Genomic DNA, 21,465 nt, shown 5'->3' on the forward strand with positions numbered 1-21,465 from the left:
AAGAATGAGAGACGAAGGGATACTTTGGTGGGATCGCTCTCGTTTTCACTATATCAGCCGCCCTCGCAAAAAGATCTGCACCCTTCGTCCAATCATTTTTCTGTTATTCCTTGTCGCAGCCCATTGTTTTACTCGGCTGCTTTTTCGGTATATTCACGGATCGTATCATAAGCAGAATCAGCTGCTTCTTCATATCCTTGATGTCCCCACAATGACATCGCTTCTGCGCCTTCTTCGTCATCTTTCATGTTCAAGAAAACATCTTTGATTTCTTTTTTCAAGGCATCGTCCATTTTTGGTTGGACCGCAATAGCATCGTTAGGAATATCCCCTTCGGTCAGATAAAGTACTTTGAGCTCTTTAAACAAATCATTGTCTGCAAAGCTAGAAGCAAAGACATTTCGCGCACCTTCGAAAACAAACGCAGCATCCATTTGACCATTCAAGACTGCTGTGATCTCACTTGGAATATCATTGACTGTTGTCAAAGTCGCTTCGGTGGTAGGATCTACTCCGGCATCTTTCATTTCAGCAACTGGATAGATGTACCCACTAGCTGAGTTAGGACTTAAAGTAGCGATCTTCTTGCCTTTCAAATCAGTCAATTCATTCAATCCGCTGTCTGCACGAACTAAGATCTCCCCTTTGAAAGTGTTTGTCAATTGACCTTCTAACGGCAACCCCGTTTCTTGATCATAATCCCCTAATTGCGAAGTCAAAATGGCTTCAGCAGCGTCCATATCTTTTGCTTGGACATAGGCAGCTGGCGGCATGATCCCGATATCTACTTGACCAGAAGCCATTGCTTCAACGATCGTTGAGTAATCCGTAGCCAAGGTCACATCCACCTGACGATCTAGCTTCTTTGATAAATATTCAGCGAAAGGTTTTGCTTTTGCTTCCATCGTCCCATCGTTGTTGGTCGGTACGAACTGCACCACTAATTTTTCTTTTGCTGCATCCTCTTGTTTTGAATTGCCACTGGCACAGCCAGTTAAAGCAACAGCCAACATAACTCCCATGATCCCTTTAGCAACCTGTTTGAAACGCATTTTTATTCCTCCTGTGAATGTTTTCTACTACGTGTAAATCATACCAAATAACTTCAGATTAAGAAGTGACACATGTCCTATTTTACCTTATTTTTACATACATTTTACATATAATATTAATTATCGTTCGTGTTGAGGCGTTGTTGATTCTAGGCTATAATAAAGAAAAACCTCCAAGGAGTGGTCCTTCTCCATGAAAAAGATCCATGATGCGCAACAGTTATCTGCTTATATCGACACCTTTTCTTTGCAAAATTATTTAGATGCGGCGTTATCTGACATGGCGGTATTACACTCTTTCGACAAAGATGAGCACTTGATCCAGACAGGGACCGTATCCGATTATCTCTACTTCCTTGTGGAAGGAACCGTGATGGTCTACTCTTACCCTTCTGATACCCAAAATATCTTTATCGATTATGCCAAACCCGCCACTCTTTTAGGCGAAGCGTCCTCTTTATGGGAATTATTGCCAAAAAGCAGTGTAAAGGCCGTGACACCTTGTATCTGCGTGTGCATTTCTTTGAATCGCTATCGTTCTGTTTTACAACAGGATGTTCGGTTTTTGCAGAACATTTGCCAACTCCTCAGCTCACGGCTCAATTCAGGGATCAACTTAGCCAATTCCCTCACTGAGCCAGTAGAAACTCGTTTAGCAAAATTCATTTTGCTTCATGAAGAAAAAGGGGTGTTTACGCATCAGTTGACGACTTGTGCTGCTGTCTTGAATGTTAGCTATCGTCATCTCTTACGAACGATCACAAATTTCCGTGAGAACCGCATTTTAGAAAAGCAAAAAAGCAAGTATGTGATCCGTGACCGCTCTGCTTTAGAAGTTCTTGCTGAAAATCTCAGTCATTCCTAAAGATTCTAAGGATCTACGTATGGAGAACCTTCTGAGTGGAACCGCGATTGCCAAAGTCTATTTCTTTAAGCTGTGATTCAATGTCTTCTTTCTAACTACAGATACTGACCTAAGCTATCTCCTCTAAAGTTGCCTTGACAGATAGCATGTTAGTCATTTCAATAAAACAGCCCTTCAGAAAGCCATCATTCTGAAGGGCTGTTTTATTGAATGCCTTGCTTTAACCATTTGACTTTAAATGCAAAATCCGTCAACAGTTCATTGCTTGTCCATTGATTGGCGTAAGCATCTGTTAAGCTGTCAATGACCAGTTTCATCGAGAAATAGAGAAAACTATCGGCCTCTTTTTGACTTTCGATCCGAAATTTATTTGCTGTTAATACTTTTTTCCAAGCTGCCGCGCCATGAGGATCCTCACTGCGATATGAAAACAAATAACTATTCTGGATCAATAGCTGCAATTCTTTGTATTCCTCACTATCTTTGCCATATTCTAACGCTTCAACTAAAAAAAGCTCCAATCCTTTGAAAAAATCCTGCTGATGTTTCCCAATTTTTCTTAGGATACGACCATGAACTTTGTTTGCTGAGTCATGGATCAAGTAATCATAAGCATCATTCAAATCTTCAAAATACTTATAAAAAATTCCCCGAGACATCTGCAGTGCTTCAACGATCTCACTGACTTTCACCTGGCTAATCGGTTTGTCAGAAAAAATCTTCAGCAAAACGTTTCGCACAACTATTTTTTTCTCAGGAGGAAGATTATTAAAAGTCGCCTTAGGCATAAGCCGCAGTCCTTTCTTTGAATTCGTTGCTTTATTATAGCATAGATGGCCGAAATTAATTCGGTGACAAAATGTCACCGTTGAGGTATGATGGATTTCGAAAGGGGAAATCATTATGTATTTAGCTTGGAAAGAAATCCGCTATGCCAAATTACGGTATAGCTTGATCATTGGCATCATGGTATTAGTTGCATATGTCGTATTTATGCTTTCTGGATTGGCCAATGGTCTGTCAGATGGTCACAAGAAAGCAGTCGCCGACTGGGGCGCTCAGACGATCGTACTATCCGAAGATAGTAATAAGGTCGCTAGTGCTTCCATTCTGACTCGCGGGGATTTATCCCGCGTGGAAGCAAAAGAAAAAGCCGCAGTTGGTCTGGCTTCTTCTGCAATCTCCCATAAAGGAAAAACCGAAAAGACCAATATCTCCGTCTTTGGTGCTGAGGCCGATCAATTCGTTGTCCCAAAAGTGATCGACGGCCGAAACTATCGCTCTACAAATGAAGTGATCGTTTCAGAAAACCTTCTGCCAGAGGGGTTTGCCTTAGGGGATCACATTCAATTAGGCGGCGATGATCAAGTCTTTACGATCGTGGGCGTCACGAAAGCAACGACTTACAGCGTGGTCCCCGTGCTTTATCTCAACCTAGATGCCTATGCTCAGCTTAAATATGGTAATCAAGAGTTTGATCAAAGCAACGGCCCTATTTCATTGATCGCTACTAAAGAGCCGAAATCTGACGTCAAACTCATCCAATCAAAGGATCAAACAAAACTAACGGCATTGACTTTTGATGATTTTGTTGAGAACTTGCCTGGTTATTCTGCCGAAAAATTGACGTTGAATGCAATGGTTTACTTTCTATTTGTAGTGGTAGCAGCAATTGTCGGGATTTTCCTCTATGTGATGACATTGCAAAAAACAGCCCTCTTTGGTGTATTGAAAGCACAGGGAGTTTCTACCGGCTATCTCGTTCGTTCCATCGTGGGACAGTCATTGATCGTAAGTATTGCTGGCGTTTTGATTGCTTTTGTTCTCAGCTATTTGACTAGTCTAGTATTGCCAGCTGCGATGCCGTTTACAGTCAATTTACTGCAGTGGTGTCTTTATGGCATGGTTCTGATTTTTGTCTCGATCATCGGTGGTTTATTCTCCATTCGAACAGTCACAAAAGTCGACCCGATTACAGCGATTGGAGGCGAATAAGATGGCACAAACAGTCTTATCTATGGAACACATTACAAAAACATTTGGTTCTGGCCATACCGCAGTTACTGCTCTAAAAGGAATCGATTTTTCAGTGACAGCCGGTGAATTCGTCAGCATCATTGGACCTTCTGGATCTGGCAAAAGTACGTTCTTAACGATTGCCGGCGGACTACAACGCCCCTCAGAAGGTAAAATCATCATTGGTCAGCAAGACTTTACTGATTTACCTGACAAAAAACGATCTGCTGCCCGTTTCAAAGAAATCGGCTTTATTCTGCAAAGTTCAAACCTCGTTCCTTTTTTGAAAGTCAGTGAACAGTTTGAGTTTGTAAACAAGCTGAACAAAGACAACCAAAAAGAAGCAGCGTCTCTTTTACGTTCCCTCGATATTTGGGAGCTCAGAAATAAATTCCCTAAAGAACTCTCAGGAGGCGAACGTCAACGAGTAGCAATCGCACGCGCATTGTTCAATGATCCTTCACTGATTTTGGCAGACGAACCGACGGCCAGCTTAGATTCGGAACATGCTTTTGATGTTGTCAAATTATTGGCTAAAGAAGCGCATGAAAAACAAAAGGCGATCATCATGGTAACCCATGATCCAAGAATGACCCAATGGAGCGATCGGGTCTATCGCATGCAAGATGGACTTTTAGTCGAAGAATCCATCAACCCGCACACTTCATCAAAAACTTCAGAAGAATAACTAAAAAAGCTATCCAAACATAGGGACTCGCGACTGCGATGTTCCTTCCGTTGGATAGCTATTTCTATTACAATTCACTGATTAAGACGCACCAGGTTTATTTGACGATCGCTAAGAAATCTTCCCCTTGCAAGACGTCTTCTTGATTCATATCCAACACATCTAAATAGTTCGGCGTATTCGTAACAACAATTGGCGTAACGGTTGAATACCCGGCTTCTTTGATTAGGGAAAGATCAAATTTGACTAATAGATCACCTTTTTTCACTTGATCCTCTTGTTTGACAAAAATCTCAAATCCTTTGCCCTCAAGCTCAACAGTATCCATTCCAATATGCATCAAGATCTCTACCCCATCTGTCGTTGTCAAACCAATCGCATGTCCTGTTGGAAATAGCGTAGTAATCGTCCCGTCAGCAGGCGCGACTAATGTACCGTTTGCTGGATCGATGGCAATCCCTTTGCCCATTGCTCCAGATGAAAAGACTTGGTCTTTCACTTCATTCAGTGGAACAACTCTACCAGCCAATGGACTGCTTAATACGACCCGCTCATTGGTAATGGATGGTGCAGGTACTTTTGATTTTTCTGTATCTGTATCTGCGGGATTCGGTTGATCTTCAAAGCGCAAAACAAAAGTTAAGACAAAAGCTGCGCCAAAAGCAACGGCCGTTCCAATCGCAGCGGCAATCAAACCACTCATATCTTGTGTGTCTTGAGGGATAAAGGATGGTAAGCTCAAGAGACTGACTAAACCAAAAGTATAGTTCTTAACTTGACTGAAACCGACGATTGCACCACCGATCGCACCACTAATACATGCAGCAATAAACGGTTTTTTCAATGGCAACGTTACTCCATATACAGTTGGTTCCGTGATACCAAACAATGACGTGATCGTTGATGAAAGAGCCAATCCTTTCAGCTTGACGTTTTTGGTGATAAAGAAGACGGCTAGTGCTGCTCCACCTTGTGCCAATACAGCTGGCAATAGCATCGGCACCATTGTATCAAAACCAAATTGTGTCAAGTTCACCATCGCAATCGGCACAAAGCCCCAATGCATTCCAAACATCACAAATACTTGCCATAATCCCCCCATGATTGCTCCAGCAAGAATTGGGCTGAGATTATAGATTGCATCATAGCCGCTGCCTAACAAGTTCCCAACGATCGTTCCCAATGGACCCACAACGATAAATGTCACTGGTGCCATGATCAAGAAGACAGCTAATGGCACACAGATGATCTGTAGGAAACTAGGAATCACCTTTTTAAAGAAACGTTCCACATAGCTTTGTAAAAAGACGGCCAAAATGATCGGAATGACCGAGGAGGTATAGGCGCTGGCCCCAATGATTACTGGAATACCTACAAAACTCAATGTTTGTCCTGCTAATTCTGTGATACTTGGGTGAACAAGTGCCATGGCCAAAGAAACAGCTAGAAATTCATTGGTTTTAAATTTTTTCGCTGCTGTAAACGCCAACATCACAGGTAAGTAAGTAAAGAGCCCATCAGCAATGGCATACCAAACCGTGTAGACGCCAGAATCGGCCGCCAGCCAATTCATCGTCACTGCTAATGTCAGAAATCCTTTGAGAACCCCGGCCCCAGCCATTGCGCCTAAAAATGGGGTAAAGATCGATGAGATGATATCGATCAATTGATTCAGCGGATTTCCTTTTTCAGCAGATTTTTCTGATTCGCCATCAAAATTGGCGACCCCTGTTAGTTCGCGATAGACATCACTGACATGGCTGCCGATGACGACTTGATATTGTCCGCCACTTTGTACGACTTGGATCACGTCATCGTCTTGAATCAACCGATTTGTATCCGCTTTTTCTTCATCTTTTAGTTTGAAACGCAAGCGCGTCGCACAATGGACCACACTGTTGACATTTTCTTTGCCGCCGACCGCATCCAGGACGCGGACTGCTATTTCTTTGTTTGTACTCATTTCCAAACACTCCTTTTTTAATAAAATAAAAAACCCAGATTGAAAAAACGCGGTTAACAAGCGCAAACTTGCTAACTGCTGTCTTTTCAATCTGGGTCTTGCCTGCTGTACAGTAACAATCCGTTAATGATTGAATGTTAATTTGGTTCGTTGACAACGCGTTCAATATGGATCGTCAAGTAGATCATTTCTGACTCGCCGATTGGCTTGCCATACGTTTTGATCAGATATTCGTTGATCCGCTGGACTGTCTGAAAGGCTTTCGGGTATTTTGCCTGAATCAGTTCAAACAGGAATTCGTCCTTCTCGCCTGAAAGGTCATCACTTAAATACCGTTGAGCGAAATAGTGAAGATGAGTCGTGATCCGTTGATAATTCAAGGAATCAGGATTAAAGACTTTGCCATAGAAACGACTGATGATCGCTAACACATCACGAACGATCTCAACGGCTTGCATCGTCGTCTCCATGGTTCCATTGGCTTGCTCACTATTGACAATGTGAAAGGCGATAAATCCTTTCTCCGCTTCGGGAAGCGAAACACCAAAGTTCTTTTCAAAGCGTTCGACCGCTTTAGCAGCGATAGCGTACTCCTTAGGATAAAATTTTCGAGTCTCAAACAATAGTGGATTCGGTATTTCAATTCCTTCTCGAGCCCGCATCAAAGCATAGTGAATATGATCCGTCAGCGTTAAGTAAATATTCGGTGAAAGTTCGACTCCCAACACTTGCTCTGCTTCGTCGACCACTTGCTTGACTGCTTCGACCTCTTCTGCAGGAATATCCGCAAATAATTGTTGAAATTGATTTGCGGTGAAAGAGTCCTTCAAAACAAATTCTTTCTCCACAAATGCGTCGTCGATCACATCGCCGATTTTTTTCTTAAATGCGATGCCGCGTCCCATATAGATGACTTCTTCGCCGGCATCATTGGTGGAGACCACGACATTATTATTCAATATTTTTCCAATAACCATCGTTTTCCCTCATTCCAAAATAAAAAAACCTAGAATTTCCCCATAAATCTGCGGTCAATTCTGGTTTTGCCTGCCGAACAGTAACAATCCGATGTAACTGAAAAAATAATAGCACATCCTTTTTGAGATTGCAACCCTTTTCACGCAAGATTCTTTCTCCAAAAAATTAGCGGTTCTAATGGACAAGCTAGATAGTTGTTTTATTTTTCAGAATCTTGTTCGCTCGCAACAACTCCGTTAAGACAATTCATTTCCAAAAATGGTCTTAACGGAGTTGTTGTCAGTTGTTGCTTAGGTCTCGCCGGCGTTTCCATACTGCACCTAAAGTGCCATACGTGAATACTGCGATACCTAACCAAATAAATCCAAACGCGGTGAACTGCGCCAAAGAATAAGATTCGTGAAACAAGAAAACAGCTAGTAATAGCATGATCGTCGGATTTACATACTGGATAAAGCCTAATGTGATGTAAGAAACGCTTTTCGTTGCTTCCGCAAACAGCAACAATGGGATGGCAGTCACGACGCCGGCACCAATAAGTAAAAGATTGGTAGATAATGGATAAGCCATCAATCCAACAGAAGAAAAACCTAAAATATAAATCAATGCCGCCGGCAAAATAACAAAGGTTTCAACTGTTAATCCCGTTGCAGAACTGATTGGTATGTGTTTTTTGATGAGACCATACGTGCTGAATGAAAAAGCCATGATCAGTGAAGCATAAGGGATCGCACCAGTTTGCACCGAAAGCATGATCACTCCAACAGCTGCCAAACCACAAGCAATCATCCCCGACCGACTCAACCGTTCTTTCAAAAAAACAGTTGCCAACAAAACATTGACCAATGGATTGATGTAATAACCTAGGCTAGCTTCCATAACATGGCCGGCACTGACAGTAAATATAAAAGTAAACCAATTGATTGAAATCAAGATCGCCGCCAAAATAATCATTCCTGCAAACTTTTTGTTTTGCCAGATCCGCTTCAATTCAGAAACAAACTGTTGCCATCTGCCGCTAAGTCCGATAAAGCCAAGCATAAAGACAAATGACCAAATAATACGGTAGCACATGATCGCCAATGGCGAGACACCAGTGATCAGTTTCCAATAGAGGGTGATCAGCCCCCACAGCACATACGCTGTGATTCCCAACACGGTTCCTTTATTTTTCATTTTCCTAGTCGCTTTTTACCTTGTCAACGTACCCATAGTCCAAGAAAAAAACTTCCCTCCTCAAATATAAGTTATCTTATTATAACGAAAATAAAGTTTTTTCCTAGTATTTCATGAAAAAAACAAAAAAAGTCCCAACCGATAGCTTTCAAAATTTGAAAAATCGGTGGGATTTTTGAGAAACAACGTTTAATCATTTGTTGCTTATACTCTATTGGTTACTAACTTCATAGCAGACGACCTTATTTTTCTTTTACCGATAAGCGGCGCATATAAAAATAGAAAAGCAAATCAATCGTAACAATTTGCAAAATGATCGAATGAGTGGCCCCACTTCCGTAATGACCATTCTTGATATCTTCTGTCCGTGCTGTATGAATAGGTGTATCTACTTTTTTAGTCAGCTGGTTCTGCCCTAATTGAGACATTCCTAAGGTCGGCATACCAAGGCTTTTCGCTATTTCTACTAATGATAAAACATCGCGGTTTTTCCCTGAATGGGAGATTCCCCAAAACAAACTGTCTGCGCCATCATTTTTCATTTGTTGTGTCAGAAGATACCGATCTTTATCAAAAATCACTGTTTTTCCAATCCGAGTCCATTTTTGACGAATATCCTCTGCTGCTAGAACGGAAGTTCCTACACCATAAACATAGATTCGTTTAGCATGAAACATTTTGTCTACTACTTGTTGCACGGTTTGTTCATCTAATATAGGATCCGTTGCGTCAATAATCATCTTATTGTTTCTAAGAATCTTATTTTTAGCCGTTTGAAACGAATCATCATTTTGAATATCGCTATATTCATTATAGATTCGATTTTCAATATCTTTGGTTAAGGCTAACTTAAAGTCAGAAAATTTACTGAATCCCAATTTTTTAGAAAATCGAATGACCGCTGCTGGACTTGTATTCGAATGAACGGCTAACACATTAGATGTCATAGTAGGTATTTCATCAAGATTCTCGACAATATAATCTGCTAACTTCAAATCCGTAGTCGAAAGTTCATTTTTGATACTTTCAATAGTTGTTACTACACTCATTTCTGTCCCCCTCTACTGCATAGTTGCTTCAGCAATTAGTTACTTCTATTTTACATTAAATTCATGTCGAACTGAGAAGTTTACGATAAAAATAAAAGGCACCTTTTGTATTTGGTGAATCACTTAAAACCACTTCCGTAATTTGATCTTGGAGACGAGCAACAACCGATTCTCGAATAAAGTGATTTTTTTCTAGCACTGAACCTGCTAAAGCTAACTTCACTTGGGTTTGGTTCATTCTGTTTAGTAACAAACGAATCATTTCGATCAATTCGTCAGCAGTTTCTTGCAATAGTTGATGAGTGATGGGGTCGTTTAAATGCGCCTTCGAAAAAAACAATGATTTTTGTGCAACTTCAGCCTTGTTCATCTGATAAAGTTCACTAATTGCTTTAGCTGGATCGTTCATATCTAAAAAAGATAGAAAGTCTTGGGAGAATCTAGACAAAGGTGAACCATGGTCCATTTCTTGTGCAATATGGCGATAGCATTTCAGTGCTAGAGCATAGGCACTTCCTTCATCCCCTACTAAATGTCCCCAGCCCCCTACTCGATAGAAGTTTCTGTCAACAGATCCATAGGCGACTGATCCGGTCCCAGAAATAATCAAAGCGCCATCCGATCCTTCAAGTTTATTGATTAACCCTAAGTGAGCATCAGAAATCACTTTGGTTTTTTGAAACTGCTGCAGCTCATGTTGAACAAGATGATGTAACCCACTCGTCTCTATACCTGCAATTCCAGCTAAAACGCCGATGCAATTGCCTGATTGATGTTCTAAAACAGACTGGATCCCTTGTCTCAAAACTGCTAATGTACGATTTGTATCTACCACAATATTTCCAGCTGACAGGTGCAAATCAAAGAGTGCTCTTCCCTTTTTGTCATAGGTAGTAAATTGGGTCTTTGTCCCCCCAGCATCAATTCCTAGTACATAATTCATTTCTTTTCCTCCTAAAAAACTGCAATAGAAACGTTCCGACAATCTAGTGAGTATCTGATCAGTGATAAAAAACGACTATCAGCATTCGAACAGTATTCGAAGATAATGGATCATTATATCTCCTTTAGTACTGCTTGCTAAGAAGAGAGGATTTCCCCAATAGGTTTTGGCTTATTCATTAAATCCTTATCAAACCATTGCTTTATGAACGGCTTTATTCAGCAGATTACGAGTCACTGTATCATTTGTCGAGGATCGTTTCTATCACAGCTTAATGGATGTTAGTTCTGATTGAATTGATTCAATTGCTGTTGCATTTTAATCAGTCGTTCAATCAATGCTTGCTCGCTCATTGTTGTCATTAACTGGTCTTGCGCATGAATCAACAAAAGACTGATCTGCCCTTGACCTTTTAGATCATCTTGAATCAATTTCGTCTGCAAATTATGAGCAATGGTCATCTCTGCTTCTGCCTGTTGCATACACATTACCGATTGCTCATGATTGTCTGCTTCTGCTGCATCCAACGCTTCAAAAAGCATTCCTCGCGCATTGCCACTATGAACGATTAATTCAAAAATCACTGCTTCGATATTTTCCATGATATCACCTACTTCATTTAAAATCATTTTTTTCATGGTTAGAACTGATAAATAAACAACTCGCAAATAAGGAACATTGCTGCAAAGGTTACAATCGAAAAATAAGCATATCGTTTCATGGTAAATTTTTCTTTTCGGTCAACATATAACGCAATCGCTGGAAAGATAAGACTGATAGAAACCAAATTCCCTATAAATAAAAACGTCTCAGACTGAACGTATGAATTGATTGCAATCAACAGGATGTTCACGCTAAAAACAGTTCCTAAATAAAATAATGCACCTTTGAACTGCATTCTTGTTTTTCTCATGCTTCGCCTTCCATTTCTTGCATTAATTGTTTATTGTCATAAATCTTGAAGAAGGGATAATAAACGACCGTAGCGATCAATATGTTAACAATGACCAATAGAATAGCTCGCCAATCTCCTCCGGTAGCCAAATACGCGCCGATTGGTGCCGGTAAAGTCCATGGTGGCTGCACAAACATCAAGTGCACCCAACCAGCTTTAAATACCAGCCAAGTAACCGTTGTCATCAAAATCGGTGCTAACACAAAAGGAACAAAGAATATCGGATTTAGCATGATTGGAAATCCAAAAATCACTGGCTCATTGATATTGAAGATGCTTGGAATCAGACAAGCTCGACTAATGGACTTGGTATACTTGGCTTTTCCAAAAAGAATCGCGCAAATAATCAAGCCAATTGTCGCGCCAGATCCTCCAATCCAAATGAACCATTGAAAGAATGTTTCTGGAGCAATATGGGTAGGGGTTTGATGGTTTGCAACTTTTTCGGCATTCTCAGTAAAAAATTGAAGCCAAATCGGACGTGCCACTGAGCCAACGATCGAGTCACCATGAATCCCAAAAAGCCAGAAAAAAGTAACCAAGAAAACTGGAACTAGGACCCCTAAGAAAGTATCTCCTGCTTTTACTAAAGGTGAAAAAAGAGTTTGGATCACTTGTTCAATATTCACTTTAAAGACAACATTAATCGTTCCAATCACTATGATAATAATTGCTGCTGGAATTACGGCCTCAAAGGAGCGTGCGACAGAGCTAGGAACTTGTTCTGGCATTTTAAACATAATCTTTTTGGTTTTACAAAATCGTAAAACTTCAACCGCAAAAATGGCTAAAACCATACACGGGAAAATCCCCACTGATCCGAGTGATTCCATTGGCAACATCAATCCTTGATCGAACTGTACCGGCATAATACTTAATAGAAAAGCTGCCACCGATAATTGTGCTCCGGTCAAAGGATCTAACTGATAACTTTTCGCTAAATTGTATCCGATTCCAAAACAAATATACAGAGACATAATCCAAAATGTCATCCGATAGGGAATTAGAATTTCCGTAATGTGATCTGTTGCCCATTGGTGAATTGCCCAGTTTTCTGGAACAGGTGGAAAAGCAATGATCAGAAAGAAACTACCAACAATAATAAACGGAATCGCCGAAACAACCCCATCACGAAGCGCTCGAAGATGTCGTTGCTCAGAGATCTTCGACATTGGTAACGCAACCTTGTCCTCTAGCATTTCAAAGAAATGATTCATTTTTATCCTCCTTTTCTCAACTCAAACTTTCAATAATTTTCAAGAGATTCTTGCCACCTAACGGACTGTAATCTGTGGGTTTGATCAATTCAATAGGAATATGTGCTTCATCTGCGGACTGTTTAAACAAGCTAAAGCGATGCTTTACTTGTGGGGCTACAAAAATAATGTCCCAATCTTTTTCTTGGATAACTGAATCCGCCTCACCACTTCCTACTGCAGAACTTGTTAGAGCAATTCCTTTTTTTTCGGCTTCTTTGTCTAGCGCTTTTTCTACAATTGCACTAGACATCCCACCAGAACAGATAAATAGAACTTTTTTCATTTGATTTACTTTCCCTTCTTATTCTTTTCAATAAAAGAACGATACCAATAAAAGCTATCTTTCTTGTATCTACGATAATCTCCATTCCCCTCATTATCAGCATCAACATAAATGACACCATAGCGTTTATCCATCTCACAGCTGCCTGCGGATACAATATCAATGATCCCCCAAGCAATATACGCAATAACGTTGACCTGATCGATATCTCTAGCTTTAACTATTTCAGCAAAGTGCTCTTTGAAATAATCAATTCTGTAGGAATCATGAATTGTGCCATCTGCCTCGAGTTGATCTTTCGCACCGAAGCCATTTTCAGCGATTATAACTGGTTTTCTATAGCGGTCATAAACTTTATTTAATGTTGTTCGCATACCGATAGGATCAATTTGCCATCCCCAATCACTTGCTTTTAAGTAAGGATTTTTCGTTGTAACTACTAAATTCCCTGCAGTTTTTTCTGCTTCCTCGGTCGTTACCACACTGGAAGAATAATAAGAAAAAGAAACAAAGTCGCAAGTATATTCCTTCAGAATCTGGCGATCTTCTGCGGTTATATCTAGATCAACAGAATTTTTCTCAAAAAAAGAATGCATATAATAGGGGTATTCCCCTTGCATAAGCACATCACTGCAAAACCACTGATTAATCTGTTCCTCTTTCACTAATTTCAAATTATCTTCTGGTTTTGGTGTCAACGGATAATAGCAGAAACACGACACCATGGAACCAAAGATTCCAGGAATATCCATTTTTCGTGCCAGCTGAATCGTTTTTGCATTTGCAACAAATTGATAATGTAGTGCTTGAAATACATCTTGATAGATATAGTCACCATTGCTTGGTTTGATTAATCCTGTACCGTTATAGGGACTAAAAAAGCCGGCATTAATTTCATTAAATGGCAACCAAAAATCCACTTGATTTCCCCATCGAGACAAAACAAACTCTGCAAAAGAGAGGTAATGGTCAATCATTTCACGATTCTTCCACCCACCGATGCTTTCCACCAAATAAAGTGGCACCGCATAATGATTCATTGTCAAAAAAATTTTGATTCCTTTCTTCTTTAATTCCCGAAAAATCGAATCATAATATGCCACACCTTGTTCATTTGGTTGCTCTTCATTCCCCAGTGGAAATAATCGTGACCAGCTAATCGAGAAACGATATAAATCAATCCCTAACTCGCTTAGCAGCTGTAGATCTTCCTCCCAGTTTTCGTATCCTTTCGTCCCTTTTCTAAACGGATAAAATTGGGTAGTTTCTGATTCTTTTGCTTCATTGATCACCTCTTGAGTCAACAATCGCGTTTGGATTGTTGCATTATTACTTCGAGGAAGATAGGGACGGCAATCTTGTGTATCTATCCCTTTCCCATCCTTATATCCACCTTCATATTGACTAGCTGCGGTTGCACCGCCCCAGTAAAACGTTCTCAATAGTATTCACTGCCTTTCTCTTTGTGACAGCTTCATTATAGACCTTCTGATTATTTTTTTCAATATTTTATTAAATATTTTGATTATTTTTTTCAAAAAGAGATTTTTCATATGAAAGAAACATTCAAAATTAAAAAAAAACCGCTTCGCAAAAAGCGAAGCGATTTGACTAGTTGATTAATTTTCTACTTCTATCAGAACTTCTGTGCGACTATCTTTGATCAAAAATAATCCCGTGAACAATAGCAGTCCCGAAGCGACGGTCATGACTAAAAACGAAACATTCATGCCGTGGAGCAAAGCGGCGGAGCCAGTCAATGTATGACTGTTGCGGGCGACCGTATTCATGATCCCAACAAAAACAGCTGTGCCGATGGCGCCGGCGACCGTCCGCAGCGATGTCAGTAATGCGGTACCATGAGCAGTCAATTCTGGCGGGATATTTTTATTGCCCCAGGTAACAAATGGCATCAATAAACAGCCCGTGGCGGCACAGCGTAAAATATTCAGGCAGACCGCCATCCAAATTCCTGTGTGTATATGAATAAAAAACATACCGATATTACTTAAAACTAACGAACTGCCGCCAATGATCGTTATGATGCGGATACCGACTTTGTCATAGATACGGCCAGCGATAGGACTCAAAAAGGCAGAAACTAACGAACCTGGCAATACCACCAACCCTGAGATTGTTGCAGATTTTCCAAGAATGGATTGTACATACAAGGGCATCAGCATTGAAGAGCCCATTAAAACAAGATAGAGTAAAATACTCCCAAACACACTTAGCGCATACTCTTTCGTTTTGAGGACCCGCAGATCCAAGAAGGGCACTGCCGCTTTCATTTGGCGGTGGGCAAATAAGATGCCGCCAATCAAACCTATGAGCAATGCACCCAAGACAGGGAGACTGGCAAAGCCATAGGTTCCTAGATTCCCGAATCCTAATGTGAAGCCGCCAAAAGTCACAGCGCTGAGTAAAAAGGAGAGCAGATCAAATTTTTTCTTCGTTACATCCAAGACATCTTCAAAGACATTCAACGCCCAAATCAACGAAACAAAAACAATGGCACCGACAATATAAAAAATGGCATGCCAGTTCAATTTATCAACGATCATTCCAGCTAATGTAGGGGCGATCACTGGTGCGGCAGTGATCGATAACCCATACCAACCCATGATTGCACCAATTCGATCCATTGGATAGATCGTCAATAGAATCACTTGAGCCATTGAGATCAAAATACCATTACCAATGGCTTGGAGGATACGAGACATCATCATAATGGGGAAGTTCGGTGCTAACGCACATAGAACCATCCCAATAAGAGCGATTACCAATGCGGAAAGATATAATTTTTTGGTAGGTACCCGATTCATCAAAAAAGCGGTCAACGGCATGACGATAGCCATGGCGAGGGAATAGCCGCTGGTCAGCCACTGTCCAGTGGTCACAGAAATTTGCAAGTCGGCCACGATGGCCGGTAATGCGGTGGTCAATGCGGTGGATAACATCGTTAGTGCGATACAAGTAAGAATCAGATTAATAAAAATAAAGGTTCTTTTACGGTTTGTCAGATTACTCGGTTGGTTCAATAGATTCCGCCTCCATGCGTTGGTAATAAGCTTCAATTTTTTCTAACCCGCGACCAAAGGCTTGTTTTTCTTCTTCTGTTAGATCGGTCAGCATATCTTGGTGTGCTTTGCTGCGTTTTTGTTTCATCGCAGCAGCTTCAGCTCTTCCTTCTTTCGTTAATGAGATCAACTGGATTCGTTTATCTTGCGGAGATGTTTCTTTTTTGATCCAGCCTTTTTTCTCCATTTTTTTTAAGAGCTCCCCTGCTGATGTCGAGCGGATCGCCAAATAGGCGGCTAAGTCTTTCTGATTCAGTGTGCCGCGCTCGTCCAAAACTAACAAACAGTTGAACTGTCCCCGCCCAGGCATGAAGGGACCATATTTTCTTTCAGAATAACGACGATTCAATTTATACACTTCAAAAAACCGTTCAACGATCTTTTGCTCTGAGTAAGACATATGTATTGCTCCTTTTTTGTTCATTAAAACCAATTAAATAGGTACCTACTTAACAGACTGCTCTCTATTTTACATAGGTACCTATCTATTGTCAAGGTTACTTCTACATACAAAAAAAGCATTTCTCTCCTTGGAGAGAAATGCTCAGTTATTTGTGCTCCTCAGCAGCATCAGATACTTCTTCAGACAATGTTCCCGCAGCTTTATTAGCATGAAACTCTGCTAGAAGTCTGCGAACTTCATCTGTCGACTTAGTTGTCATCAATTGTGCGCGCAAATCGCTCGCCCCAGGAAATCCTTTGACATAAATCTTAAAGAAGCGATGCAATCCGGCAATGGATCGGGGAACCATCGTAGCATAATGGTCTTGCAGGTCTAGCTGCAATTGCAGCAACCCTAATAATTCCTCCGATGAGTGTTCTTTTGGTTCTTTCTCAAAGGCATAGGGATTTTTGAAAATGCCCCGTCCAATCATGATTCCGTCTACGCCATACTGTTGGGCTAACGCTAGTCCTGCTTGACGATCTGGAATATCGCCATTGATAGTGATCAATGTTTGAGGTGCCACTCGATCACGAATCGCTAGAACTTCTGGGATCAGATCCCAATGGGCAGGGACTTTACTCATCTCTTTGCGGGTCCGCAAATGAACAGAAAGATTGGCAATGTCTTGCTGCAACAAGTGAGTGATCCAAGCTTCCATCTCAGCCATTTCTGTGTAGCCGATCCGTGTTTTGACGCTGACTGGCAACCCACCTGCTTTTGCCGCTTCAATCAACTCAGCCGCCACATCGGGACGCAAGATCAAGCCGCTGCCTTTGCCGCGACCGGCAACATTTGGGACAGGACACCCCATATTGATATCGATCCCTTTAAATCCCATTTCCGCCATTCCAATACTCATTTGCCGGAAAAATTCCGGCTTGTCTCCCCAAATATGGGCGACGATCGGTTGCTCGTCTTCTGTGAATGTCAGTCGACCACGAACACTCTCGATCCCATCTGGATGGCAGTAACTATCTGAATTGGTAAATTCCGTAAAGAAGACATCTGGCGCCCCTGCTGTCTGCACAACATGGCGGAACACTACATCTGTCACATCTTCCATTGGTGCTAAAATAAAAAAAGGCTTCGGTAACTCCGCCCAAAAATTTGTTGTCATGCTTTCCGCTCCATTTCTTAGTGACCGGATCACTTCTTTGATCCAACTTACAAAAACATAGTCATTATACTAGGAATAAGCAAAAGAAGCAAAAAGCGAGACCATCCGCACTCATGGTCTCGCTTCTTGTTTCATTACTCGATAGACGCCTAATGCACCGATTTCGCACAAAAAGATCAGTAACGCTAGTGGAAGATAGGTATGACTGCCCATGATACCCACTAGCGGCGTACAGATGATCCCGATGCTGTACATGCCGATCCCTAAGATCGAGGAAGCGACCCCAGCGTGTTCACCTTGCCGATCCATCGCTAATGTAGTTACCACCGAATTGACGATCCCTAATGTCGCCACGACCAGAAATAGCCCAATGATCGCTAATGCAATAGAATTTCTGATGCCACTCAGCATCACCAGTACACTGCCAATAAAACCGATCACCAATCCGCTGCCTAATTGCTGGACTAGGGACAATCGCCGCGATAAAATCCCCGAAAGCTCCGCAGTCACAATGATACCGATCCCGTTGATACCGTACAAGAGGCTATACATTTGATCACTGAGCCCATAGACATTTTGGAACATGAAAGAGGATCCTGAAATATAACTAAACAATGCACCATAAATAAATCCTTGGATAAGCACCAGTAACATAAAGATGCGATCAGACAATACTGCCCGCCAGCCAGATTCCATCTGATGGATGTGTTCTTGCGGCTGTAATGTTTCCTGATAGCCAAAGAGAATACCAAGCAATAGCAAGATGCCTAAACCACCCAAAAAAAGAAAAATCGTTTGCCAAGAAGCCACTGCCAAAATCGCACTGCCTAGCAGTGGGGAAATGATCGGGAAAATACCGTTCACTGCAATCAGCATCGCAAAAAACTTCGTCAGCCGTTCGCCGGTAAATAAATCTTTCGCAATCGCACGGGTCAAAACGATCCCTGCGGAACTGGCGATTCCTTGCAAGAGACGCAAAGCTAGGAATAACCAGATATTTCGCACGAAGGGAACAAGTAAACAGCAAAGAATCGCTACGGTAATCCCTATAGCAAGAGGTTTCTTGCGCCCAATCCGGTCACTAAGTGTTCCGATTGCTAATGGACCTAATGCTAAACCAATCAGACACATGGTCAAACTCATTTGTGTGAGAGAAGCACTGATTCCTAATTCTTCTTGAATGACTGGAAAAGCCGGTAAATAAGCATCCATTAGTAAAGGGCCATAGGCGCTCAATGTGCCAAGCAATAAGGACAGCCAAATGATCCTACCTTTTGATAACTCCATTTTTCCTTCTCCTTTCCTATCTAAAAAACCTACCTCTAGAATACTAGCTGATTCCGTGGTGATTTTCAATGAGAATTTTTCTTAATTTCAGATATTTTTAAACAACTAAAACAATTCGTTTGGATATGGCTTTTTTTTTAGTTTTTGGTTCTAAGAAGCTTTAAAGACAATAGGGCGTTTCACCCTTCAATTCCTAACAGATCTCGAAAAAAGCTTATTGCCTTTTCCCTACCAAAAAACTAGTAGTAAGAAAACAATAAGCGTTTCACATGAAGATAATTATTGAATGATTTGAGCGATAAAAAGCCAGTGGCAGTATTTCAGCGATCATTTTTACTTACTCATCGTGTTGAATCTGGTACACTAACTGATCGAGCAATGGACCATAATCTACTCGCTGATAATCCGTCACATCAAATTCATAGAGCGTTCCCAAAGCAAATTCAGCGTACTTTCGTTCATTGATGATTCGTCGGAATTCTTCCTTTGTAATATGATTGGTTCCTAATGAACGGTCTTCTAGACTATCGCCATAATGATAGTGATCCATGATATAGCTCAAATGCCGTTCCGGCTCCCGATCTCGCTGGTAACGCCGTTCCCACAACACTTCGAAATCAGCCGTTAAGCGAATCGTGATTACTTCATAAGCATAAGTATCAGCAAGGTCTCGCAAGCGTCCTTTTTGCTTCTCGCTAAATGGATACTCCGAAACAATGACTTTTTTCTCCGCTTCCATATATAACTCTAATGCGCGATAAAAGAACGGATAGTGACACTGAATGGTTCGAATCGAAAAGGGCGAATACCTTTCTCCTTTATTACCCATTTAGTAAGAAACAAGTTAAAGCGGATAAACCAAAAGATGCTGCGGTCCTTTGGGTCCCATTTTCTCTTCACCACTATCTACAAAACCCACAGAATAATACAGTTTTTTTGCTGCACTATTTTTTTTATTGACTGCTAGAACAATTTGTTTCATTGCTGGAAAATGAGTTTTTACAAAATCAGGCAATAATCGCAATGCTTCTTTTGCATATCCCCTCCTTAGAAATCTCGCATCAGTAGAGAAACTCCGCAACAAAAGAGCGTCATTTTCATCCGTATAGTCTGCTTTTTGGGGTCCTGCATCCAAAACAAAAAAAGTGACCAGTTTCTGTTGGGAAAAAGCCAAGATCGGATGATGCTGGGGATTCTTTTGGGAAAGTGCAATATTCTCTTGTGGCGTCCCTGTGAAATAGGTCATTTCGTCAGTCAGAAAATAATTGACAACATCTTCTTTGTATTCATCTCGATATTTCATTAGTTCCATCTTTTATACACACCTCTTCTGGTCTAAAACAATAGCCCATTCATTTGTAGGTCATTTTATCAAGTATTGCTTGAAATTACGAATAAAGTCATATACCTGATCGTTACACAGGTATATGACTTACAGACAGGTCCAAAATCAGGCTTCTTATTGTTCAATCGCCGAATGATTCATTAAACGATTGATATGGACACCTAGAAAAACGATCTCATTCTCAGGGATTTTCGTTTGATATTCATTATCTACATACGCCTTTACCTTTGTTGCAATCTCCATAGCATTTGGGTAAAGGGCCCACATTTGCCGATACAGTCCTTCGTCTTTTTCTTGCAATAATCCTTCTGTAAAGAAACGATCTACAAAAAAACGGACATGTGTGATAAAGCGGCTATAATGAATCGAATTTGTATTCACATCTTGCTGGATCGAATAGCGGACAAGGTTTACGATAATCCCAATCAATTTCGCTTTCTTCAACCCATCCTGATTATCCGCAGACGCAGATTGGGCATTGATCAAATGAAAAGCAATATTTGATGCTTCTTCTTCTGGAAGAAAGATTTGATACTTTTCACGTAACAAAAGTAACGCTTGTTCTGCAACTGCGTATTCTTTTGCATAATAGTTTTTGATTTCCCAATACAAACGATTGGTGATACTTAACCCCTTCTCTTGGCGTTCAACAGCAAAATGCAAGTGATCCGACAACGTTAAATAGATCGTAGAGTTTAGCGGATTGGGCATTAACTGTTGGGCCAATTGAACGATTTCTTTCGTCATCTCAAAAAACCTAATGGGTATCTCATCAATTAATTCAGCAAACTGCAGAGATCTCGTTTCATCAATTGGGAGAAATACTTGATCAATTTGAGAATCCGTTATCTGCTCTCCGGCTTTTTTCCCAAATCCAATGCCTTTTCCAAGTGCAATCATTTCTTGGCCTTCATTGTCAACAAGTACAACACTTGAATTTAAGACTTTCTTGATATAAATCATG

General features: G+C 40.9%; 21 protein-coding genes and 1 pseudogene. 3 read left to right on the plus strand and 19 right to left on the minus strand.

Annotated elements, in window-relative coordinates:
• Positions 1-128: 128 nt before the first annotated feature.
• A complete protein-coding gene (locus EGX73_RS04465) occupies positions 129-1,052 on the minus strand; it encodes a phosphate/phosphite/phosphonate ABC transporter substrate-binding protein (protein ID WP_003129302.1) in 924 nt (307 codons plus the stop codon).
• A gap of 193 nt (positions 1,053-1,245) precedes the next feature.
• On the opposite strand from EGX73_RS04465, the gene EGX73_RS04470 reads away from it, so the two are divergent.
• Entirely contained in the window at positions 1,246-1,917 is a 672-nt protein-coding gene (locus EGX73_RS04470; RefSeq protein ID WP_003129300.1) for a cyclic nucleotide-binding domain-containing protein, read from the plus strand.
• Between the two features lie 203 nt (positions 1,918-2,120).
• On the opposite strand, the gene EGX73_RS04475 is transcribed toward EGX73_RS04470, so the two are convergent.
• Entirely contained in the window at positions 2,121-2,705 is a 585-nt protein-coding gene (locus EGX73_RS04475; RefSeq protein ID WP_005469905.1) for a TetR/AcrR family transcriptional regulator, read from the minus strand.
• 115 nt (positions 2,706-2,820) lie between these two features.
• On the opposite strand from EGX73_RS04475, the gene EGX73_RS04480 reads away from it, so the two are divergent.
• Entirely contained in the window at positions 2,821-3,912 is a 1,092-nt protein-coding gene (locus EGX73_RS04480; RefSeq protein WP_003129298.1) for an ABC transporter permease, read from the plus strand.
• A 1-nt stretch (position 3,913) separates the two neighbouring features.
• Complete coding sequence (locus EGX73_RS04485; protein ID WP_003129297.1) at positions 3,914-4,621, plus strand: ABC transporter ATP-binding protein; 708 nt, start codon at positions 3,914-3,916, stop codon at positions 4,619-4,621.
• A 97-nt stretch (positions 4,622-4,718) separates the two neighbouring features.
• On the opposite strand, the gene EGX73_RS04490 is transcribed toward EGX73_RS04485, so the two are convergent.
• The 17 genes and pseudogenes from EGX73_RS04490 to EGX73_RS04570 all read right to left on the minus strand — a co-directional run bounded on the left by EGX73_RS04490 (position 4,719) and on the right by EGX73_RS04570 (position 21,464).
• On the minus strand, positions 4,719-6,584 hold the full coding sequence (locus EGX73_RS04490) for a beta-glucoside-specific PTS transporter subunit IIABC (protein WP_029486230.1): 1,866 nt from the start codon (positions 6,582-6,584) through the stop codon (positions 4,719-4,721).
• A gap of 137 nt (positions 6,585-6,721) precedes the next feature.
• Complete coding sequence (licT, locus tag EGX73_RS04495; protein WP_003129295.1) at positions 6,722-7,561, minus strand: BglG family transcription antiterminator LicT; 840 nt, start codon at positions 7,559-7,561, stop codon at positions 6,722-6,724.
• A 280-nt stretch (positions 7,562-7,841) separates the two neighbouring features.
• Positions 7,842-8,738, minus strand: coding sequence for an EamA family transporter RarD (rarD, locus tag EGX73_RS04500; protein WP_021150690.1), 897 nt, complete (start codon positions 8,736-8,738; stop codon positions 7,842-7,844).
• Between the two features lie 242 nt (positions 8,739-8,980).
• The gene (locus tag EGX73_RS04505; protein WP_003129292.1) at positions 8,981-9,787 is read right to left on the minus strand and encodes a MurR/RpiR family transcriptional regulator; all 807 of its coding nucleotides are present in this window, start codon (positions 9,785-9,787) and stop codon (positions 8,981-8,983) included.
• 61 nt (positions 9,788-9,848) lie between these two features.
• Complete coding sequence (locus EGX73_RS04510) at positions 9,849-10,730, minus strand: N-acetylglucosamine kinase (RefSeq protein ID WP_034705499.1); 882 nt, start codon at positions 10,728-10,730, stop codon at positions 9,849-9,851.
• A gap of 281 nt (positions 10,731-11,011) precedes the next feature.
• Entirely contained in the window at positions 11,012-11,368 is a 357-nt protein-coding gene (locus EGX73_RS04515) for a PTS lactose/cellobiose transporter subunit IIA (RefSeq protein WP_021150693.1), read from the minus strand.
• A 2-nt stretch (positions 11,369-11,370) separates the two neighbouring features.
• Positions 11,371-11,643 (minus strand): hypothetical protein, encoded by a 273-nt coding sequence (locus EGX73_RS04520; RefSeq protein ID WP_003129289.1) that lies wholly within the window; start codon positions 11,641-11,643, stop codon positions 11,371-11,373.
• Positions 11,640-12,902 carry a PTS sugar transporter subunit IIC gene (locus EGX73_RS04525; protein WP_003129288.1) on the minus strand — a complete coding sequence of 421 codons (1,263 nt, stop codon included), beginning with the start codon at positions 12,900-12,902 and terminating at the stop codon, positions 11,640-11,642. Before EGX73_RS04525 ends, EGX73_RS04520 begins: the two co-directional genes overlap by 4 nt.
• 16 nt (positions 12,903-12,918) lie before the next feature.
• Positions 12,919-13,227, minus strand: a complete 309-nt coding sequence (locus EGX73_RS04530; RefSeq protein WP_003129287.1) for a PTS sugar transporter subunit IIB — start codon at positions 13,225-13,227, stop codon at positions 12,919-12,921.
• 5 nt (positions 13,228-13,232) lie between these two features.
• A complete protein-coding gene (locus EGX73_RS04535; RefSeq protein ID WP_123866761.1) occupies positions 13,233-14,669 on the minus strand; it encodes a glycoside hydrolase family 1 protein in 1,437 nt (478 codons plus the stop codon).
• Positions 14,670-14,846: 177 nt separating this feature from the next.
• Entirely contained in the window at positions 14,847-16,187 is a 1,341-nt protein-coding gene (locus EGX73_RS04540; protein WP_331250884.1) for an MDR family MFS transporter, read from the minus strand.
• A gap of 64 nt (positions 16,188-16,251) precedes the next feature.
• On the minus strand, positions 16,252-16,707 hold the full coding sequence (locus EGX73_RS04545; protein ID WP_005469888.1) for a MarR family winged helix-turn-helix transcriptional regulator: 456 nt from the start codon (positions 16,705-16,707) through the stop codon (positions 16,252-16,254).
• A gap of 148 nt (positions 16,708-16,855) precedes the next feature.
• Positions 16,856-17,869 (minus strand): tRNA-dihydrouridine synthase, encoded by a 1,014-nt coding sequence (locus EGX73_RS04550; RefSeq protein ID WP_005469887.1) that lies wholly within the window; start codon positions 17,867-17,869, stop codon positions 16,856-16,858.
• 111 nt (positions 17,870-17,980) lie between these two features.
• A complete protein-coding gene (locus tag EGX73_RS04555) occupies positions 17,981-19,156 on the minus strand; it encodes a multidrug effflux MFS transporter (RefSeq protein ID WP_005469885.1) in 1,176 nt (391 codons plus the stop codon).
• A 337-nt stretch (positions 19,157-19,493) separates the two neighbouring features.
• Positions 19,494-19,928 (minus strand): annotated as a pseudogene (locus EGX73_RS04560) (kinase); the annotation flags it as partial.
• A gap of 72 nt (positions 19,929-20,000) precedes the next feature.
• On the minus strand, positions 20,001-20,468 hold the full coding sequence (locus EGX73_RS04565) for an N-acetyltransferase (protein WP_003129278.1): 468 nt from the start codon (positions 20,466-20,468) through the stop codon (positions 20,001-20,003).
• Between the two features lie 147 nt (positions 20,469-20,615).
• Complete coding sequence (locus EGX73_RS04570) at positions 20,616-21,464, minus strand: PRD domain-containing protein (RefSeq protein ID WP_005469876.1); 849 nt, start codon at positions 21,462-21,464, stop codon at positions 20,616-20,618.
• Between the last annotated feature and the right edge of the window lies 1 nt (position 21,465).

This window comes from Enterococcus sp. FDAARGOS_553 (assembly GCF_003812305.1).
GTDB lineage: Bacteria > Bacillota > Bacilli > Lactobacillales > Enterococcaceae > Enterococcus_D > Enterococcus_D gallinarum.

What these genes read in the sequence shown, in the direction of transcription:
- EGX73_RS04465 (WP_003129302.1), bottom strand. Translation starts at nt 1,052, where the DNA reads ATGCGTTTCAAACAGGTTGCTAAAGGGATCATGGGAGTTATGTTGGCT.
- EGX73_RS04470 (WP_003129300.1), top strand. Translation starts at nt 1,246, where the DNA reads ATGAAAAAGATCCATGATGCGCAACAGTTATCTGCTTATATCGACACC.
- EGX73_RS04475 (WP_005469905.1), bottom strand. Translation starts at nt 2,705, where the DNA reads ATGCCTAAGGCGACTTTTAATAATCTTCCTCCTGAGAAAAAAATAGTT.
- EGX73_RS04480 (WP_003129298.1), top strand. Translation starts at nt 2,821, where the DNA reads ATGTATTTAGCTTGGAAAGAAATCCGCTATGCCAAATTACGGTATAGC.
- EGX73_RS04485 (WP_003129297.1), top strand. Translation starts at nt 3,914, where the DNA reads ATGGCACAAACAGTCTTATCTATGGAACACATTACAAAAACATTTGGT.
- EGX73_RS04490 (WP_029486230.1), bottom strand. Translation starts at nt 6,584, where the DNA reads ATGAGTACAAACAAAGAAATAGCAGTCCGCGTCCTGGATGCGGTCGGC.
- licT (WP_003129295.1), bottom strand. Translation starts at nt 7,561, where the DNA reads ATGGTTATTGGAAAAATATTGAATAATAATGTCGTGGTCTCCACCAAT.
- rarD (WP_021150690.1), bottom strand. Translation starts at nt 8,738, where the DNA reads ATGAAAAATAAAGGAACCGTGTTGGGAATCACAGCGTATGTGCTGTGG.
- EGX73_RS04505 (WP_003129292.1), bottom strand. Translation starts at nt 9,787, where the DNA reads ATGAGTGTAGTAACAACTATTGAAAGTATCAAAAATGAACTTTCGACT.
- EGX73_RS04510 (WP_034705499.1), bottom strand. Translation starts at nt 10,730, where the DNA reads ATGAATTATGTACTAGGAATTGATGCTGGGGGGACAAAGACCCAATTT.
- EGX73_RS04515 (WP_021150693.1), bottom strand. Translation starts at nt 11,368, where the DNA reads ATGAAAAAAATGATTTTAAATGAAGTAGGTGATATCATGGAAAATATC.
- EGX73_RS04520 (WP_003129289.1), bottom strand. Translation starts at nt 11,643, where the DNA reads ATGAGAAAAACAAGAATGCAGTTCAAAGGTGCATTATTTTATTTAGGA.
- EGX73_RS04525 (WP_003129288.1), bottom strand. Translation starts at nt 12,902, where the DNA reads ATGAATCATTTCTTTGAAATGCTAGAGGACAAGGTTGCGTTACCAATG.
- EGX73_RS04530 (WP_003129287.1), bottom strand. Translation starts at nt 13,227, where the DNA reads ATGAAAAAAGTTCTATTTATCTGTTCTGGTGGGATGTCTAGTGCAATT.
- EGX73_RS04540 (WP_331250884.1), bottom strand. Translation starts at nt 16,187, where the DNA reads ATGTTATCCACCGCATTGACCACCGCATTACCGGCCATCGTGGCCGAC.
- EGX73_RS04545 (WP_005469888.1), bottom strand. Translation starts at nt 16,707, where the DNA reads ATGTCTTACTCAGAGCAAAAGATCGTTGAACGGTTTTTTGAAGTGTAT.
- EGX73_RS04550 (WP_005469887.1), bottom strand. Translation starts at nt 17,869, where the DNA reads ATGACAACAAATTTTTGGGCGGAGTTACCGAAGCCTTTTTTTATTTTA.
- EGX73_RS04555 (WP_005469885.1), bottom strand. Translation starts at nt 19,156, where the DNA reads ATGGAGTTATCAAAAGGTAGGATCATTTGGCTGTCCTTATTGCTTGGC.
- EGX73_RS04565 (WP_003129278.1), bottom strand. Translation starts at nt 20,468, where the DNA reads ATGGAACTAATGAAATATCGAGATGAATACAAAGAAGATGTTGTCAAT.
- EGX73_RS04570 (WP_005469876.1), bottom strand. Translation starts at nt 21,464, where the DNA reads ATGATTTATATCAAGAAAGTCTTAAATTCAAGTGTTGTACTTGTTGAC.